A 16,485-nucleotide genomic window follows, 5' to 3' on the forward strand; every position below is an offset into this window, starting at 1 on the left:
AGTCAAATACAATGGAAATCAGGAATCTCTTGTTTTTATGTAGCCTATGTGTTTTTTTATCAGCTTGTTCTGATAAAAAAGAGGATGTATTTGGGGCAAATGAAAGAATCATTTCTTTTTCCTCGTTCGATATCAAGCAAACGGATTATTTCCCAGAAGAATTTATCCGGGAACTGAGATACATTCCCATCAAGCGGGATTTCGATAAGGATTATTTTACATTTATAGACAAGATAAAATACAACAACGGTAAGGTTTATATCCTGGATAAATCAAAAAAATCCTTAGTATATTTGATGAAAGCGGCCAATTCTTACAAAATATCGGAAGGCAGGGAACAGGTCCCGGGGAATTTATGAATCTTTCGGATTTTGATCTGACGAATAATGGTCAGGTATACCTGCTGGATGGGTTCAGGGACAAAGACCGCCTGTTTATTTATGATGCCGATCATGATCTTGAGGGATCGAAAGAGTTGTCCTTTGAAGCGGATGTGGTTAAAGTTTCTGAGGATGGATCACTTGTATTTGGCCTTTCCTCCTGGAATTTTGGCGATTTTAAAGGCAAGAAAATTCTCAGGACGGATAACCAACTGACAGACAAATTCGCAATGCTTGACTTTGATGAAGGCTTAAATGAATCTATTTGGATGGATTATCAATTTGGAAGCAATGGGTCTGAGATCTACTACAACAAGCCCATAGATAATCGAGTCCATGTTTTTGATCAGAAAGGAGATTTAAATCAGGTGTTAAAATTCGACTTTGGCTTGCTGAATGTTCCGGATCAACTCAAGCAAAACCTCGAAGAAAATTTCGAGGAAATCAAGAACTTTAGATACATGCGAAATTTCCTGGTTGGTTTTGACAAGGGGTATCTGGGAAGCCTATATGATCAGGGAGGCTATCGGATTTTTTTGACGGATACACTTGAAAACGAGCTTTACTTAGGAGCCAAAACCGATTACTATGGGTTTTTGGGTCAATTTGTGGGCTTTGATGATGGCTATGCCTTGTCCTATCTTGATCCGGAATACATTGGCGAAGAGACGATGAAGTATTTACCCGAATGGGTAAAAGACCACCTGAAGGGAGACGAGTTTGTCATCCGTCTTGTTAAATTTTAGCGGGCACTGAATCCAGGATGGCACATTTCCCCAGTTTCGGTGAAAAAGTGTGCCACAGATTACTCAGATTACCACAGAAAAAAACGCCACTGGGTGAAGTATGCCACTTCACCCTGATATCGTCGGGATTACAAACAATTTAGACCCGCCAAAAAGCCATTTGCAATGGCTAAACTTGCCCGCTTCCAGGAATGATTTTTTAGACGGTCTGTCCATAGGACCCGGCATTACAAATGCCTCACCGGCGTAAACTAAATACTACAAGGGATGTAGATGCAATCACCCACTCAGAAGCTAAGAAACACCAGAAAAAATCTGTGAGAATCTGTGAGAATCCGTGGTAGAAAAGCGCGCTATCGATACCACAGATTCGCTGCAATAGAAAAACCCCGCCCGAGGAAGCTTTTCACGATCTGAATAGGACAAACGAGGTAGAAAAAGTCAAGAGCTTATCCAAAGACTTCCCAAAATACTTTTTTCAGATAGCATTAATCAATATTGCTTTTTATAAAAACTATTTTGTAATTTTACTTTTTGTAAAAATCAATCTATGGAAAGTCTGATTCGAAAATCTGAGCGTAAAGCCAGTTTCGTCAAAGGGAAAAAAAGAAGATACCTCTATGGACAAATTGATTGGGAGCAAAAACTGATCATTGTTCTTGGCTACAGGGGTTCTGGCAAAACAACCCTTCTTTTGCAATACCTTTCTGCTATCCAAGGGAAAGGTATTTATTTAAGTCTCGATGATTTTTTACCAAAGGGGTAAGCTACCTTCAGAAGCCGGAAAAGATCTATTTGCAAAACCCCAACTTTATTTACCTCTTTTCTCCTACAATGGCCAATATAGGTAACGTACGTGAAACATTTTTCCTCAATCAACTAACAGCAGTTCATTCGGTGACGGCTCCCAGGTATGGCGACTTTATGGTCGATGATACCTATGTATTTGAGGTGGGCGGAGCTTCCAAAACCAGCGAACAGCTTCAGGGAGTCCCCCAGTCTTACCTGGCACTAGATATAGCCGGGGGGAGTAATCGGAGAATCCCCCTTTGGTTATTTGGTATGTTGTACTAGGAGAATCCCTGCCTGCAAATAGGGTCGCAGCACAGATTCGCATAGAGGAAAGGTCAATTTTGGAAGCTAAAAAATTGTGAAAATCGGTGTGAATCCGTGGTGAAAAAAAAGGATGCACCACAGATTACTCAGATTAACACAGATTAAAACAGGGGTGGCGGTACTATCTTTGGAGTCATAAACAGATAGAAACCGTCTAAAAGCCATTTGCAATGGCTAAACACACACGTTTCCAGGAATGATTTTCTAAACGCCCTGTCCAAGGGACCCGGCATTGCAAATGCCTCGCTGACTTAAATAAAAACGATAAAAGGGATGTAATTACACCCAGTCAAGTAGGAGTGAGCTAGTGGCTTGAGCCTGCTTTCAATTAACCCAAAATAATAGACCATGAAGGATTTATGCTGCAAAATACTCCTCCTGATTTGAATTTTTAGTACTTTAGGAGACGATAAAAAGTAGATCATGAAACACTTAAACCTTCAGGATTCGACGCATGACCGGCGTAATTTTCTTAAAAAAGCGGGTCTGGGAGTAGCAGGCCTGGCATCTTTTCAGGCAGCACCGCTGGCAAATTCCCGGCATTCAACAAGCCAATCAAAAAAAGTGGAATTGGCCATTGCCACCATTACCTGTGACGGTTTTGGGGACGAAAACTTTGAAAATGCCTTTGAAATCATTCCCCAACTCCCTTTTAAAAATGTAGAGTTCAACTGCTGGTATGGCCGTAACCTTACCCCTTCGGGCATTGGCAGCATACAGCAACGCTGCTACGAACATGGATTGACCCCCATCTGTGTGCAGGGCAGTTCCTTTGGGGCAGAAGGAAACATCGTAAAGGATGTTGCCCATAAACTGTGGCTGATGGAAGCGGCAAAAAAACTCGGTTGCCGCCGGGTCAAATGCACCGGAGCAGGCCGGGGGAAAGCTGGAGGTCCCGAAGCCGTGGTGGAAATCGTGCGTGAACTGGCCCCCGCAGCAGAAGAAATGGATGTACTGCTCCTGCTGGAAAACCATGCCAATAACAACATCGAATTCATTGAGGATTATGAGAAAATATTTGATGCCATCAATTCCACCCATGTAGGGATGTGTATGGACAATGCGCACTTCAATGGTTCCAACGTGGACCTGATGGAGGTGGTGGATAAATTTCATGAAAAAATCCTGCACATTGACATCAAAGATACGGAGAAAATGGGTGTTCATAAGGTGGTCAATTTTGGGGAAGGAGTAACCGACAACGATGGGGTGATTCAGAAAATGCTAGACCATGGTTATGAAGGCTACCTGCTGGTCGAAATGGCCCCTCCCCTGGATGAAACTACCCTGGTAAAAGACCTCACGCGTGCTTACCAATTATTCGAAAAATACCAGAAATAGTGATTGCTTTTTACCATCATCCGTCAACACTAGTTGCGTTTTAATGAATAAAATCCTGTCAAAAAAATAAGAAAGCGTAAAACCTGTCGGGTTTAATCTTCTCAACGTTTATTATTGGTTGAAAACCAAAAAAACCTGACAGGTTTCCGAATTTCAAATAGCAATCAAAGCACTTCCAAAAGAACAAAGTACTCCGTTATGCATTTAAAAAAACCAGACCTGTTCCTAGTTGCATTTTTCATTTTATGGGTACCTGTTATTTTCTCCTGTGAAAACAGTAAGGTAAAAAATGAGCCCATGGTAGTGGACGGCGTTACCATTTTGGACGAGCGGCTGGAATTGACCCTGATGAAGCAGGATCCGGAAATTGTCACGCCTATTGGTATTGCCGTGGATGAAAAAGACAGGGTATATGTCTTGGAATCCCATACCCATCTGCCACCTAAAGACTACCAGGGTCCGGACCATGATATCATTAAAGTATATGAAGACAGCAATGGAGACGGGACCTGGGACAAGGAGTCTGTCTTTGCAGAAGGATTATTTGAGGGTTTGAATATCGCTTTTTCTCCGAAAGGACATTTGTATGCGGTTACCTCTAAAGAGGTGTGGAAATTTTATGATGAAGATGGGGATGGATTCAGCGAAAGAAGCGAAAAACTAATGGCTTTTACCAAACCCGAACAGGTTTACGCCCATGCGGCGATCTTGAGTATTACCTTTGACAACGAAGGCTGGATGTACATCGGCAGGGGAAATACCGGAGCAGCCCATTGGATTTTTCAGGGCAGTGATGGCAAGGAAGTGTCGGGTTATGGAGATGGCGGCAATATCATTCGTGCCAAAACGGATGGAACGGAACTGGAAATATTTTCTACGGGATACTGGAATCCCTTTGACCTGAAGTTTGATAACTACGGTCGCTTGCTGGTAGCCGACAATGATCCGGACAGCCGTGGCCCCAACCGGCTGGTTCATGCGGTAAAAGGCTCCGACTTTGGCTACCAATCGCTGTTTGGCGGAAGCGGTATCCACCCTTACCTGGCCTGGAATGGAGAATTGCCCGGAACCCTACCCTATGCTGTTCCTTTGGGTGAATCACCGTCAGGACTCCTCAATGCCAACCTGGCCAGACTACCTCAAGATTATGATGACCAAATCCTTTGCTCCATCTGGGAAGAGAGCAGCATCGTCCGGATTGCCCTGGAAGAAAAGGGGCTTTCTCTGACCGGGTCCACCGAGGTGATTTTACAAGGGGGCGAGGACTTCAGACCGGTGGCTTTTGCTGCTGACAGTAAGGGCAATATCTTTTTTACCGATTGGGTGGAAAGGGTATATCCCAATCACGGGAAGGGTAAAATATGGAAACTTTCAGCAAAAGAAAATACAGAGCGTTTGGCACAAAGAAGCCTGTACGAGCCCCCTATAGCCAACGAAAAGGTGAAGCGTTTAAACCAATTGCTTTCCGACCCGACTAATTTTGATCAGCATTTCAGAAACCTGCATTCCGATGATCCCTATGTAAGACATGCTGCGGTGATGGCCTTAAGTAGTAGTGAGCACAGGGAAAAACTGGAACAGGCCATACAGGACGCATCAGCTGATGTAAGGTTGGGCGCACTTTTGGCACTCCGGCATTCTGATCATCCCAGGGAAGCCGCCCTGGCCCCGCAATTTTTAGAAGATCCTGATCCAGAAATAAGAAGAATGGCACTGATCTGGATCGGCAGTCATGGACTGGCATCCGAAAGGGAAAACCTGGAGCGGGCCCTTACGGCCGGAGACTTTACGACCCAATTGTTCGAAACCTATCTGGAAACGGTAAAACTACTGGAACCACAATTCCAGCAGGCTTACCAAAATAAAGAGGAAGAAATCTCCAAGCGGATCCCTTTAAAATTGCCGGATGAATTCATTGCTGGAATAGTCAGTGATCCCTCCAATCCATCTCAAATGAGAGCCTATGCCCTTCGGTATCTCGAAGATCCGGCCGATCAGAAGGAACTTCTGCTGGAATTTTTATCCCAGGAAGCAGCGGAAGACCTGCAATTGGAAATTATCCAGACCCTGGCCAATGTACCTGATCCGGAAGTGGCTGACGCACTGCTTCAGGTCAGTTTATCAACAAATAAACCCGTCAATCTACGGGCAGAGGCCTTGTCAGCACTCTCCCGGCAGCCTCAGGAGGTTTGGAAAGAGGTAATTCCATTATTGGAGGTTTCCAATGAAAACCTGGCCATAGCTGCGGCAAGGTATCTTCGGGCCAAAAGTGGAGAAGAAGCCGTAAAGCTAGCCATGGAGCGGGTCTTGAATGATGGCAGCAGTTGTGACAGTGAAGGCCTGCGACAACAGCTGATGCTGGCCTTGTCACAGGATACCGGCAAACGACCTGATCCTGAGGAATTGGACGAGTGGGTATCTCTGCTGGCTGGTCCTGCCGACCCGGACCGGGGCAGGAGGGTTTTTTACTCCAGCAGCTCCCTATGTGCTACCTGCCATGTGGTCGGAGGCCGTGGTGGGGACCTGGGTCCAGACCTGAGCAATGTAGGCAAATCGAAGAATAGAAAAAGTTTGATCAGTTCCATCCTTTTGCCATCCGAAGAAATGAGTCCGGAATGGCAGGGCTGGTTCATTGAAATGAAAGATGGTACCCGATATGATGGCCGCCAAATAGATGTAGGATATGATGATGTCAAGTTGTATACCCAGGCGGAAGGATTTATACAGTTAAAGAAGGCGGACATTGAGGCATATGGCATGGCCGATCGCTCATTAATGCCGGCAGGTTTGGAGCAGCGGCTAAGCAATCAGGACTTGAAGGATTTGTTGGCTTTTCTGGAAAGTCAATAGCTCTCCTTTTCGTTGGGAAAATCTTTTGCTTTTACATCTTTGATGTAATTGCTGACGGCCTCGTGCATGGTGCTGCGTATATCTGCATATTGTCTGAGAAACCTGGGCTGAAATTCCTGGGTGATGCCCAGCATATCATGCAATACCAGCACCTGTCCGTCTACATCCGGGCCGGCGCCAATTCCGATTACTGGAATCGCCACCTGCTCGGCCACTTTTTTGGCCAGCTTGGCAGGAATCTTTTCCAGGACCAGGGCAAAACAGCCGCATTCTTCAAGGATTTTGGCATCCTCCAGCAATTTGTTGGCCTCATCTTTCTCTTTGGCCCTGACGGTATAGGTACCAAATTTATAAATGGATTGGGGAGTAAGACCCAAATGGCCCATCACAGGAACGCCGGCACTGAGAATACGTACCACCGATTCCCTGATCTCTCCTCCACCTTCCACCTTAACGGCATGCGCACCGGACTCTTTCATGATCCGGATAGCTGATCGAAGGGCTTCAGAACTGTTGCCCTGATAGGATCCAAAAGGGATGTCCACTACTACCAATGCCCGTTCCACTGCACGCACTACCGAAGTAGCATGGTAAATCATTTGGTCCAGGGTAATGGGCAGGGTGGTTTCGTGCCCAGCCATGACATTGGAAGCCGAGTCGCCCACCAATATCATATCAATGCCCGCCCCATCTACGATTCCGGCCATGGAGAAATCATAGGCGGTAAGCATGGAGATCTTTTCTTTCCGCTTTTTCATCTCCTGAAGGATATGCGTGGTGATCCGTTTCAGGTGGGTAGATTGGTGTACAGACATATCAGTGCAGGTGGACGGTGGAGGCTTCAGGATTTAAATCTACGGTAATGTGTTCGCTAAGGGTAGTAGCCAGTTCGAATCCGGTGTAGTCCGGGGATACGGGAAATAACTTGTGACTTCTGTTCACCAGTACGGCCACTTCTATTTGTTTGACATTTTCTTCCAAAAAGGGAACCATTGCATAGGCAAGTGTTTTACCCGTGTTGAGCACATCATCCACAATGATGATGCATTTTCCATTAAAGGGTCCCTTATCCGACAGGGTTACCTCTCCAATTTGAGGATTCGATTTATCCAGGGTCACGGCAATCAGGTCCACTTTTATGGGAGCTATTTCGCTCAGCTTTTCAGCTATCAATTCTGCCAGGACAAGTCCCATGCCTGTCAGTCCGGCAAAAACCAATCCTTTTTCTCCCACATTGCGTTCATAAATTTCGTAGGCTATCCGCACGATTTTTTGTTGGATTTGCTTGTGGTTCAGCACCAGGGTTTTTGTTTCACTCATGGGACAAATAGGATTTTAACCCGAAGATGTATCCGGATGGAATAAAAAAGAAAATTACTTTAAAAGAAACTGATTTCAAAGGATTGCTGATTTTTTACACTCAGGATTTACGGCTGCCTCCACAGGATCTCCGGAAAACTAGCGGTGGTCATCCTCTTCATACAATATCTTCAGGTAGCTATCATAGCGATAGGGGTGGATGTACCCCTGCTCCAGCACCTCCAAAACCTTGCATCCCGGCTCATTGACATGCTGGCAATTATTGTACTTGCATTGGCCCAGGTATTTTCTCAATTCCACAAAGTAATGGGAGAGCTCTTCATCACCAATATCCAATATGCCAAATTCTTTGATGCCGGGCGTATCCACGATGTATCCATCCTTGCCAAAGCGAAACATTTCGGCAAAGGTGGTGGTATGGGTACCCTTCGAAGTGGATTTGGATATTGGCTGGGTGGTTTGTCTGGCAGCAGGTACCAATCGGTTGAGCAGGGTAGATTTGCCCACTCCGGAATGTCCGGTTAACAGTGTGGTCTTACCTTCCAATTGCGAACCCAGGGCCAAAACCATTTCCTTATCATAAAGTGCTGAAATCAGAATTACCGGATAGCCCAAAGGCTCATAAATTTCCTTTATCAGCGCTGCATATTCCTTGTCCTTTTCCTTGATGATCTCATCCGATTTATTGATGATGATGCTGGCAGGAATTCTGAAGCTTTCCGTACTTACCAAAAACCGGTCAATAAAACCAAGGGAGGTTCTGGGTTGGCGCACCGTCACGACCAGGTAAGCCTGGTCCACGTTGGAAGCGAGAATATGCGAAAAGTGCTGCTTTCGGGTAGATTTTCTGATGATGTAGTTTTCACGGGGAAGGATTTCACTGATTACTGCAGTCTCCTGATCCTTTTCCTTTTGCAAACTGACATAGTCTCCCACCGCAATGGGATTGGTGAGTTTGAGTTCGTCCTGCTTGAACTTTCCCCTAAGCCGGGCTTTTAGCAGGCCCTGATCGGTTTGCACCTCATACCAGGAGCCAGTAGTTTTGATTACCCTTCCTTCCATGTTTTTTCCTTAATGGTGTCTATGGTCCTGGCGGCACTGCCCAAATTGGCATGGAGCAGACTTTTCGCAGCCTTACAGGCCTCTTGATAGGCTGCCGGGAGCTTTAATCGGGCCATGGTTTCAGCCAGCATTTCTTTGTCTTTTACCGGAAACCCACAGCCATTTGCTTCGCTGATCCCTGCTTCCGGAAACCTGGACACCTGCTTCAATTCTCCAAACAATACCGGGATGCCAAAAGCCAGGGGTTCAAGAATATTGTGGAGACCCCTTCCAAATGCACCTCCCACATAGGCCCACTGGCCAAACTGATAGAGGGAGGACAACATGCCAATGTTATCGATGATCAATACCTTCCAGCCGGTTTGGTTCTGAATATATTCCGAATACCTGACGCATGGCTTCTCAATGGAATTCTCCCATCGCCTGATGGTAGGCCCATGTATGTCATGCGGGGCAAGGATAAATTGCATATTCTCCGACTGGTTGATCCAGGGAATCAGCAGGTCCATGTCTTCCTGCCAAACGCTGCCCAGCACCATCAGGGGAGCCGTTATCCCCTGTTTGATCTCCGGAAAAGACTTCGGCTGCGCACTGATCCGGGCTACATTATCAAATCTAGGATCTCCCGTGATACTAACCTGGTTATAATTGATGCTTTCCAATAGGTCTTTTGAGGCTTTGTTCTGCGTAAAAACTTGGTCAAAATTAAAAAGCCTGCGCCGGAAAAAGCCACCATACCACTGAAAAAACACCTGTTCCTTCCTAAAGGCAGCTGCCGCCAGAAAGAGAGGAATGTCCTGTTTTTTCAGTTCGTCCAAATGATTGGCCCAAAGGTCATATTTGATAAAAATGGCCATATCCGGAGACAGGATTTTCACAAACCTTTTGGCATGGAAAGGAGTATCCGTGGGAATATAAGTGATGTAATCTACCCACAATTGCTTTTTTTTGATCACCTGTTCATAGCCTGAAGGGCTGAAAAAAGAAACCGCCACTGCCCAAAAGGGAAATTTCTCCTTAAAAGCGGAGATTAAAGGCTTTGCTTGCTCGTATTCTCCCAGGGATGCCACGTGAAACCAAACCAGGGGGCTGGGGTGTTTTTTTCTAAACCCTTCCAGTCTTTCAAATAAACCGACCCTGCCTTGTACTCCCTTTTTCAACTTGGGAGACCAACGGCTGCCCAGCTTCATCAGCCCATCCATCAGCAACATCCCGAGATGATATAAAATCTTCATGGGGCAAAATTACATCAAAAATATCTCTTTGAGCAATCCGGGTTCCAGTTCATGCCCACCCGGATAATATTTGATTTGTAACTGTGTGATACCTGCAGCTGTAAATTGTTTCATTTGCTCCTGAAAATTTTCGGTTTTCATAAAAGGGTCTTCGTCCCCCAAAGCTGCAATTACCCTGCTGTTTACCAGGCTGCTTTGAAATAATTTTGGATCCAGGTCATGTGCGGGAGCCCCAGCCCAGAAAACTACCTTATCTGGCAGTAGACCTGCCTGGCATATCCAGCGGCTCATGGTAGCAGCTCCCTGAGAAAAACCCAGCAAATGGATGCGTTGGAGGTCAGGAAGTTGCTTTTTCAGGCTTTTGATTAGGGCATTGAGGTAGCTGTTGGCATTGGCCATATCAGCCTCCCGCTCGTGTTTGGTCATCCAGTTGGCACCCACCCGGCCGGAAAAACCTTGCAGGTAAAAACGGTTGAGCCCCTCAGGAGCTACTATCAGGGTTTTAGGATCAAAAAGAGCAGAAAACTTCCTGAGAAAAAAATTTCCCAGTTGCCCGTAACCATGAAAAACCAGCCACAGTTCCTTTTCCACTCCGGTAGGCTGATGGCTCAGGTAATACAAGTGCTGTTGTTCGTAACTAAGATGCTGACGGACCATTATTGGTTCAGGTCTTCAAATTTGAAAGGCAATAATACCTCTACGCCATTGGCCTGCAGTACCGTTCCATCTGGCCGGTACATCAGTATTTCTATGGGCTTTTTAAACTTCATTTCATATTCGCTGATGCTCTGTCTGCAAAGGCCACAGGGCGTGACAGTGGCCAATCCACTGTTGTCGGACTTCTGGGCTACTATGGCCAGGATGTCTGGTCTCAAATCGGGGTGGTTGGCATGGGTATATCCCAGCAAAAGCCGCTCTGCGCATACCCCCACCGGGAAACAGATGTTTTCCTGGTTGTTAGCCCAAAAGGTTTGGCCATTTTCCAAAACAACAGCCGCTCCAACCCTGAAATTGGAATAGGGAGCATAGGCCAATTCAACCGCTTTGGTGGCCAGTTGGATCAAATCCTTCCGAATGGGGTCCAGCTCTTTCCATGGAATCACCTGCAAGGTGTTGGTATGGGTGATTTTTTGGTTTTCTTTCATCCGTTATCCTTAAATTCTCCAATTAACATTATTTCAAAAACTACACAAAATATTTGGATTTTCATTTTTTGGCGCGAACGCATTCCCTATAATTTTAAAAAATATTTGAGGCGTTTTAGACTAATTTATTTTTTTTATGTTTAACTTAATTTTTTAATTCGAAGATATTTTAAACCAAAAACCGATACAAAAGTTTCAAAACTTAGATTAGGGGTTAAAAAACGGCTTCAAAATTCGGCTCTTTTAAGAATCCCCTTCAAATTCGGCATAAAAATCAAGACCTGTAAATTAAGTATTGTTCATCCTTTAAACCATAAACATATGAATAGAAATTTTACTTATTGTTTGTTGCTAATAAGTTTGCTTTTGCTGCAAGTGCCATTAATGGCCCAGCAAAGGACTGTTAGCGGAAAAGTGACTTCTACGGAGGATGGAGAAGTACTCCCGGGAGTCAGCATAGTGATAGAAGGTACCACTACCGGAACGGTTTCAGACATTGACGGAAATTATTCCATAGATGTTCCCGGACCCGATGCGGTTTTGGTTTTCTCATTTATAGGTTTTGCTTCCCAATCCCAGCAGGTAGGCAGCAATCAGAGCCTGAATGTTGCCCTAAGCCCTGAAGCTGGAGATCTGGATGAGTTTATTGTCACCGCTTTTGGCATCTCGCAGGAGAAAAAATCATTGGGATATGCGGCCCAGAGTATCGATTCCGAAGCCATCACCAAGATGAAGCAGCCCAATCTGGTCAATGCGCTTCAGGGACAGGTAGCAGGAGTTCAGGTCACCAATTCGGGTGGCGCTCCGGGTCAGTCAGCACGAATCATTATCCGAGGCATTAATTCCCTGGATCCCGGTGCGGACAACCAACCCCTCTTTGTGGTAGATGGCGTGCCTGTAGACAATTCCACCATCGAATCCTCCGGCACTCCCAGGGGGCTTTCCAACCGTATGGCCGATGTCAACCCTAACGATATCGAATCGATGTCTGTACTTAAAGGAGCGGCAGCGACAGCCCTCTACGGGGTAAGGGCGGCCAATGGGGCAGTCATCATTACTACCAAAAAAGGTAAAGAAGGACAAATCCGGGTCAATTACAACGGATCGGTCGGATTTGAAGAGCTGAACCGCCTTCCCAAACTACAGGATCAATACGGACAGGGATTCAGCGGAGAGTACGATCCCAGCAGCTTCTGGCCGTCCTGGGGTGCTCCCATCAGCGAGGTGCAGCAGACCGTTCCCGATCACCGGTACCAGGACAACTGGAACAGGGCTTTCAACACCGGGGTGCAGATTGATAACAGTGTGAGTATCTCCGGAGGAAATGAAGTCGCTACTTTCTATGGCTCCTTTGGAAACCTTACTCAGGAAGGCATTATCCCCTTCTCTACCTGGGACAGGACCACTGCCAAACTATCAGGATCCGTAAAGGCCAGTGAAAAATTTGATTTTTCCGGCTCCATCAATTTCTCCAACACGGGAGGAAACAGGGTGCCCCATGACCGGTTTATGGAGCGCATGATGTACTGGTCCGAGACCACCGATGTAAGGGATTATATCAATGAGGACGGTACCATGAGGACTTACAGCAATACCAATCCCCTTTATGATGCCCGGTTTGCTACTTATGAAGATGATGTAAACAGGATCATAGGTAACATCAACCTCAATTACCACCCTACGGACTGGCTTTCGTTCTCCTACCGCCTGGGGAATGATTTCTACAGCGATACACGTACGGAAATCACCCCGGGACCCAAGGGAATAGACGGGGAAGTGGCATTGAGCTCCACCGGGCTTTTGGAGGAGACACGGATCAATAGCAGAGACCTTACGTCCAACTTTTTCATTACCCTGAAAAAGCAATTCAATACCGATTGGAATACCAGCCTTCGCTTGGGGAATGATATTTTTGAAAGGAGATTTGATGAAGTCACGGCCAGGGGAGAAAATTTTGTGATTCCGGAGTTTTATAACCTCAACAATACCACGCAGATTTTCGCTGGCCAGGATAAAAGGCTGAGAAGACTGGTAGGTTTTTACGGAGACCTGATGGTGGACTATAAAAACTTCCTTTTCCTGAACCTTACCGGAAGAAATGACATATCCTCCACCTTGCCCAAAGACAACAACTCCTTCTTTTATCCTTCGGTAAACCTCGGGTATGTCTTCAGCGAAAACCTGACGCTTCCTTCCTGGATCACCTTTGGTAAATTAAGGGCTTCCTGGGCACAGGTGGGTAAGGATACCGATCCCCATATACTGGGGGCTACCTATGCCTCCCCCAGTATATTTCCCTTGAACGGGCAAGTAGGCTTTACCAGGAATTCGGTGTTTGGAGACCCTAACCTCAGACCGGAACAAACCACCTCCCTGGAGTTCGGCCTGCAAACAGCCTTCCTGGACAACAGGGCCAATTTTGATGTCACCTATTACAAATCCAATGCCCGGGATCAAATCATTCCGGTTCCGATTTCTGATGCTACCGGTTATTCCTCCTATATCACCAATGCAGGAGAAATCGAAAACAGCGGATTTGAGTTTATCCTGGGAGGTACTCCTGTGCAAAACCAGGATTTTTCCTGGAATATCAGTGCCAACCTTTCCATCAATAACAATGAGATCAAATCCATCAGGGAGGGCATTGATGAGATTGTAGTCGGCAGCCAGTTTGGTTATGTAGGGTCTACCGTTACCATGAAGCTGATTGAGGGAGAAGCCTATGGCAATATTTTCGGCAGCTCGTATCAGCGGTTGGGTGCCGATCCAGATAACCTGTTTCTGGACCGACGCCTGCCGGTAATCATCGGTGCCAATGGATTTCCGGTGAGAACCGGAACCCAACTGATCCTTGGAAATGCCGTACCCAAATGGATAGGAGGCATTAGAAATGATTTCAATTACAAAGGATTTGAACTGTCATTTCTGGTAGACTTCAGGACCGGAGTAGAACAATACAATCAGTACAACAACTTTCTATCGGCCTTTGGAAAAAATGAGTTTACCGAGGCCCGGGAAGATTTCAGGGTATTTGAAGGCGTGCTTGCGGACGGGTCACCCAACACGCAGGAAGTTTGGTTGGGTCAGGGAGAAGGGCCTGATGGGGTGGATTATGGAGCCGGCTATTGGAGAAACCATTACCGGACCACCAGTGAAAACTTTGTGGAAGATGCCAGCTTTATCAAGTTGAGAAACGTCACCCTGGGGTATAACCTGAACCCAGGCATCCTGGAAAAAACCCCCTTTAGAACTGCCAGGGTTTCGGTAGCCGCCAACAATATCATCCTCTACACCCCCTGGGACGGTTTTGATCCCGAATCATTCTCTGCCGGTGCCGGTGGAAACGCCATTGGGTTTACCGGGTTGGGATTTCCTGGTGTACAAAGTGTTTTCTTTAACCTGAACCTTGGACTATAAAATTCAGCCATTATGAAATCTATATATACTATTTTAGGTGTATTGCTGCTTCTCGCAGCAACGGCCTGTGAAAACTTTCTGGATGTTAACGAAAATCCCAATAATCCCCAGAATGCTCCGATTACCGGATTGATGACCAATGCCACCTACGAGACGGCCCTAAACGTGCAGCGCATCGGTAGCATTACCTCCAATTATGTACAATACCTGGCTTCTCCCAATCCGGCCAGTGCTTCGGATGTGATGGAGCCACTCAATTACAGCGGTACCTGGTTTAACCTGTACAATGCGATGACTGACCTGACCGATTTGATCAGCCAGGCAGAAGAATCAGAGGCCGGACATTATCTGGGTGCAGGTCAGGTACTGATGGCTTTGAATCTGGGGATGACGGTGGATATCTTTGGAGATGTGCCCTATTCGGAGGGATTTGATTTCAGTGCGGTAACCCCGGTATATGACGATGACGAACAGCTTTATGCAGAAGTCTTACGCCTGCTGGATCAGGGACTTCAAAACCTGGAGGGAACCACGGCCATTTCGATCGGCGATGACGATTTTATTTTCCAGGGGGATGTGGACAAATGGATTAAATTCGGAAATGTACTCAAAGCCAGGTTTATGCTGCATAGCCCAAATGTCAATGCCAATGAAGTGCTCTCCGCCATAGACAATGGTTTTGAGGGAAATGATGATGATGCCTATGTGGAATTCTTTGAACAACGGTTTAATCCCTGGGCACAGGTGGCCATCAACAATGAAAACCTGCTTTTGGGTGGATGGATTTCTACCCAGTTTATTGAGGCATTGGACGGTACCTCCTATCCCGCTATGGATCCAAGATTGGCGCTTATGGTAGGGACCACCGATGAGGGCGAATTTATCGGCGTACCCAATGGGGCAGGCAGGGGCAATGCCCCGGAACAAGGCGCCAGGTCCACCCTGATTCCCGGCCAATATTACACTTCTGAGCTTTCCCCGCTTTTAATTGCAACCTATGCAGAGCAAAAATTTATCGAGGCAGAAGCGGCTCTGGTCAGCGATCCCAACCGGGCCTATGCGGCTTATCTGGCCGGAATTGGAGCCCATATGGACATGTTGGAAGTTCCTGCGTCCGAAAAGGAGGCTTATCTTTCAGAACCAACCGTAAGTATGGGAGCTGGTGCCTTGACCCGGGATGATATCATGAAGGAAAAATGGGTGGCCTTATTCCTGCATCCGGAAACCTGGAACGACGCCAGGCGGTTTGATTATGGCTATAAAGACATGACCTTACCCGCCAATCTCAATACAGACTTAAACAATCAGTTTATCCGCAGATTGCCCTATCCGGACAATGAAGTCAGCAGAAATGGCCAAAATGTGCCTGAGGTGACCCTGCTAGACAGGATCTGGTGGGATGAGTAAGCCATAAACCTGCTTCTTATATCTTATTTAAGTCTCCTCCGGATTGGGGGAGACTTTTTTATTTTTCAACCATGTACGCAGGGCAAAGGGTTCGAGGAAAGCCAGTGGAAGCATAGGCTGGGCGAGGTTTGTAACTTCGCCTTTTTATTTTCGATGGTGTAAACTGATAATGTTTACAAAAAGGCCATTTGTGTTGGCTATTATTTAAAAGACGCAATTTAATTAGGTACATTCCAAGAAAGCCGGCATTGAAAATGCCTAGCTAATTTAATTAAATGGGTAAAATGGACAAATACAATGACCACGAAGCAATAGTGCAATGCCTAAGAATGATCAGGTACGATAATTCACCCGTAAGTCTGTAGATGGTATGATTCTAGGCTTTGTCTAAAAGGTATAAATTTTCCACTACATGTAGTCCTTAAAATCTTCGATTGGCGCATCAAAATCATCAACCATTTCAATT

General features: G+C 46.1%; 14 protein-coding genes. 8 read left to right on the forward strand and 6 right to left on the reverse strand.

What is annotated here, in order from left to right; all coding sequences use genetic code 11:
* Nucleotides 1-11: 11 nt before the first annotated feature.
* From GL182_RS22190 to GL182_RS22210, 6 genes are all read left to right on the forward strand, one after another.
* The gene (locus tag GL182_RS22190; protein WP_163381989.1) at nt 12-359 is read left to right on the forward strand and encodes a hypothetical protein; all 348 of its coding nucleotides are present in this window, start codon (nt 12-14) and stop codon (nt 357-359) included.
* The gene (locus tag GL182_RS22195; protein ID WP_240469930.1) at nt 323-1,126 is read left to right on the forward strand and encodes a 6-bladed beta-propeller; all 804 of its coding nucleotides are present in this window, start codon (nt 323-325) and stop codon (nt 1,124-1,126) included. Before GL182_RS22190 ends, GL182_RS22195 begins: the two co-directional genes overlap by 37 nt.
* A gap of 550 nt (nt 1,127-1,676) precedes the next feature.
* Nucleotides 1,677-1,892: a hypothetical protein gene (locus GL182_RS24180; RefSeq protein ID WP_205603711.1), complete on the forward strand. Its 216-nt coding sequence runs from the start codon at nt 1,677-1,679 to the stop codon at nt 1,890-1,892.
* Between the two features lie 68 nt (nt 1,893-1,960).
* The gene (locus tag GL182_RS24185; protein ID WP_073095581.1) at nt 1,961-2,200 is read left to right on the forward strand and encodes an AAA family ATPase; all 240 of its coding nucleotides are present in this window, start codon (nt 1,961-1,963) and stop codon (nt 2,198-2,200) included.
* A gap of 465 nt (nt 2,201-2,665) precedes the next feature.
* Nucleotides 2,666-3,583, forward strand: coding sequence for a sugar phosphate isomerase/epimerase family protein (locus GL182_RS22205; protein WP_163381990.1), 918 nt, complete (start codon nt 2,666-2,668; stop codon nt 3,581-3,583).
* Between the two features lie 198 nt (nt 3,584-3,781).
* The gene (locus GL182_RS22210) at nt 3,782-6,433 is read left to right on the forward strand and encodes a PVC-type heme-binding CxxCH protein (RefSeq protein ID WP_240469928.1); all 2,652 of its coding nucleotides are present in this window, start codon (nt 3,782-3,784) and stop codon (nt 6,431-6,433) included.
* Here the strand turns inward: GL182_RS22210 and panB are convergent.
* The 6 genes from panB to GL182_RS22240 form a co-directional block, all read right to left on the reverse strand.
* The gene (gene panB / locus GL182_RS22215; RefSeq protein ID WP_163381991.1) at nt 6,427-7,248 is read right to left on the reverse strand and encodes a 3-methyl-2-oxobutanoate hydroxymethyltransferase; all 822 of its coding nucleotides are present in this window, start codon (nt 7,246-7,248) and stop codon (nt 6,427-6,429) included. The genes GL182_RS22210 and panB overlap by 7 nt on opposite strands.
* 1 nt (nt 7,249) lies before the next feature.
* Nucleotides 7,250-7,753 carry a phosphoribosyltransferase family protein gene (locus GL182_RS22220; RefSeq protein ID WP_163381992.1) on the reverse strand — a complete coding sequence of 168 codons (504 nt, stop codon included), beginning with the start codon at nt 7,751-7,753 and terminating at the stop codon, nt 7,250-7,252.
* A 138-nt stretch (nt 7,754-7,891) separates the two neighbouring features.
* On the reverse strand, nt 7,892-8,815 hold the full coding sequence (gene rsgA, locus GL182_RS22225; protein WP_163381993.1) for a ribosome small subunit-dependent GTPase A: 924 nt from the start codon (nt 8,813-8,815) through the stop codon (nt 7,892-7,894).
* Nucleotides 8,800-10,050 (reverse strand): 3-deoxy-D-manno-octulosonic acid transferase, encoded by a 1,251-nt coding sequence (locus tag GL182_RS22230; RefSeq protein WP_163381994.1) that lies wholly within the window; start codon nt 10,048-10,050, stop codon nt 8,800-8,802. Before GL182_RS22230 ends, rsgA begins: the two co-directional genes overlap by 16 nt.
* A 9-nt stretch (nt 10,051-10,059) precedes the next feature.
* A complete protein-coding gene (locus GL182_RS22235; protein WP_163381995.1) occupies nt 10,060-10,707 on the reverse strand; it encodes an alpha/beta hydrolase in 648 nt (215 codons plus the stop codon).
* The gene (locus GL182_RS22240) at nt 10,707-11,195 is read right to left on the reverse strand and encodes a cytidine deaminase (protein WP_163381996.1); all 489 of its coding nucleotides are present in this window, start codon (nt 11,193-11,195) and stop codon (nt 10,707-10,709) included. The genes GL182_RS22235 and GL182_RS22240 overlap by 1 nt, the downstream gene beginning before the upstream one ends.
* Nucleotides 11,196-11,516: 321 nt before the next feature.
* Between GL182_RS22240 and GL182_RS22245 the strand changes: the two genes are divergently transcribed.
* Complete coding sequence (locus GL182_RS22245; protein ID WP_163381997.1) at nt 11,517-14,612, forward strand: SusC/RagA family TonB-linked outer membrane protein; 3,096 nt, start codon at nt 11,517-11,519, stop codon at nt 14,610-14,612.
* Between the two features lie 12 nt (nt 14,613-14,624).
* Complete coding sequence (locus GL182_RS22250) at nt 14,625-16,019, forward strand: SusD/RagB family nutrient-binding outer membrane lipoprotein (protein ID WP_163381998.1); 1,395 nt, start codon at nt 14,625-14,627, stop codon at nt 16,017-16,019.
* Nucleotides 16,020-16,485: the final 466 nt, after the last annotated feature.

The sequence above is a fragment of the Cyclobacterium sp. SYSU L10401 genome (assembly GCF_010993705.1).
Taxonomy (GTDB): Bacteria; Bacteroidota; Bacteroidia; order Cytophagales; family Cyclobacteriaceae; genus Cyclobacterium.

Excerpts from the sequence above, each read along its gene's own strand:
- GL182_RS22190 (WP_163381989.1), top strand. The coding sequence starts at position 12 with ATGGAAATCAGGAATCTCTTGTTTTTATGTAGCCTATGTGTTTTTTTA.
- GL182_RS24180 (WP_205603711.1), top strand. The coding sequence starts at position 1,677 with ATGGAAAGTCTGATTCGAAAATCTGAGCGTAAAGCCAGTTTCGTCAAA.
- GL182_RS24185 (WP_073095581.1), top strand. The coding sequence starts at position 1,961 with ATGGCCAATATAGGTAACGTACGTGAAACATTTTTCCTCAATCAACTA.
- GL182_RS22205 (WP_163381990.1), top strand. The coding sequence starts at position 2,666 with ATGAAACACTTAAACCTTCAGGATTCGACGCATGACCGGCGTAATTTT.
- GL182_RS22210 (WP_240469928.1), top strand. The coding sequence starts at position 3,782 with ATGCATTTAAAAAAACCAGACCTGTTCCTAGTTGCATTTTTCATTTTA.
- panB (WP_163381991.1), bottom strand. The coding sequence starts at position 7,248 with ATGTCTGTACACCAATCTACCCACCTGAAACGGATCACCACGCATATC.
- GL182_RS22220 (WP_163381992.1), bottom strand. The coding sequence starts at position 7,753 with ATGAGTGAAACAAAAACCCTGGTGCTGAACCACAAGCAAATCCAACAA.
- rsgA (WP_163381993.1), bottom strand. The coding sequence starts at position 8,815 with ATGGAAGGAAGGGTAATCAAAACTACTGGCTCCTGGTATGAGGTGCAA.
- GL182_RS22230 (WP_163381994.1), bottom strand. The coding sequence starts at position 10,050 with ATGAAGATTTTATATCATCTCGGGATGTTGCTGATGGATGGGCTGATG.
- GL182_RS22235 (WP_163381995.1), bottom strand. The coding sequence starts at position 10,707 with ATGGTCCGTCAGCATCTTAGTTACGAACAACAGCACTTGTATTACCTG.
- GL182_RS22240 (WP_163381996.1), bottom strand. The coding sequence starts at position 11,195 with ATGAAAGAAAACCAAAAAATCACCCATACCAACACCTTGCAGGTGATT.
- GL182_RS22245 (WP_163381997.1), top strand. The coding sequence starts at position 11,517 with ATGAATAGAAATTTTACTTATTGTTTGTTGCTAATAAGTTTGCTTTTG.
- GL182_RS22250 (WP_163381998.1), top strand. The coding sequence starts at position 14,625 with ATGAAATCTATATATACTATTTTAGGTGTATTGCTGCTTCTCGCAGCA.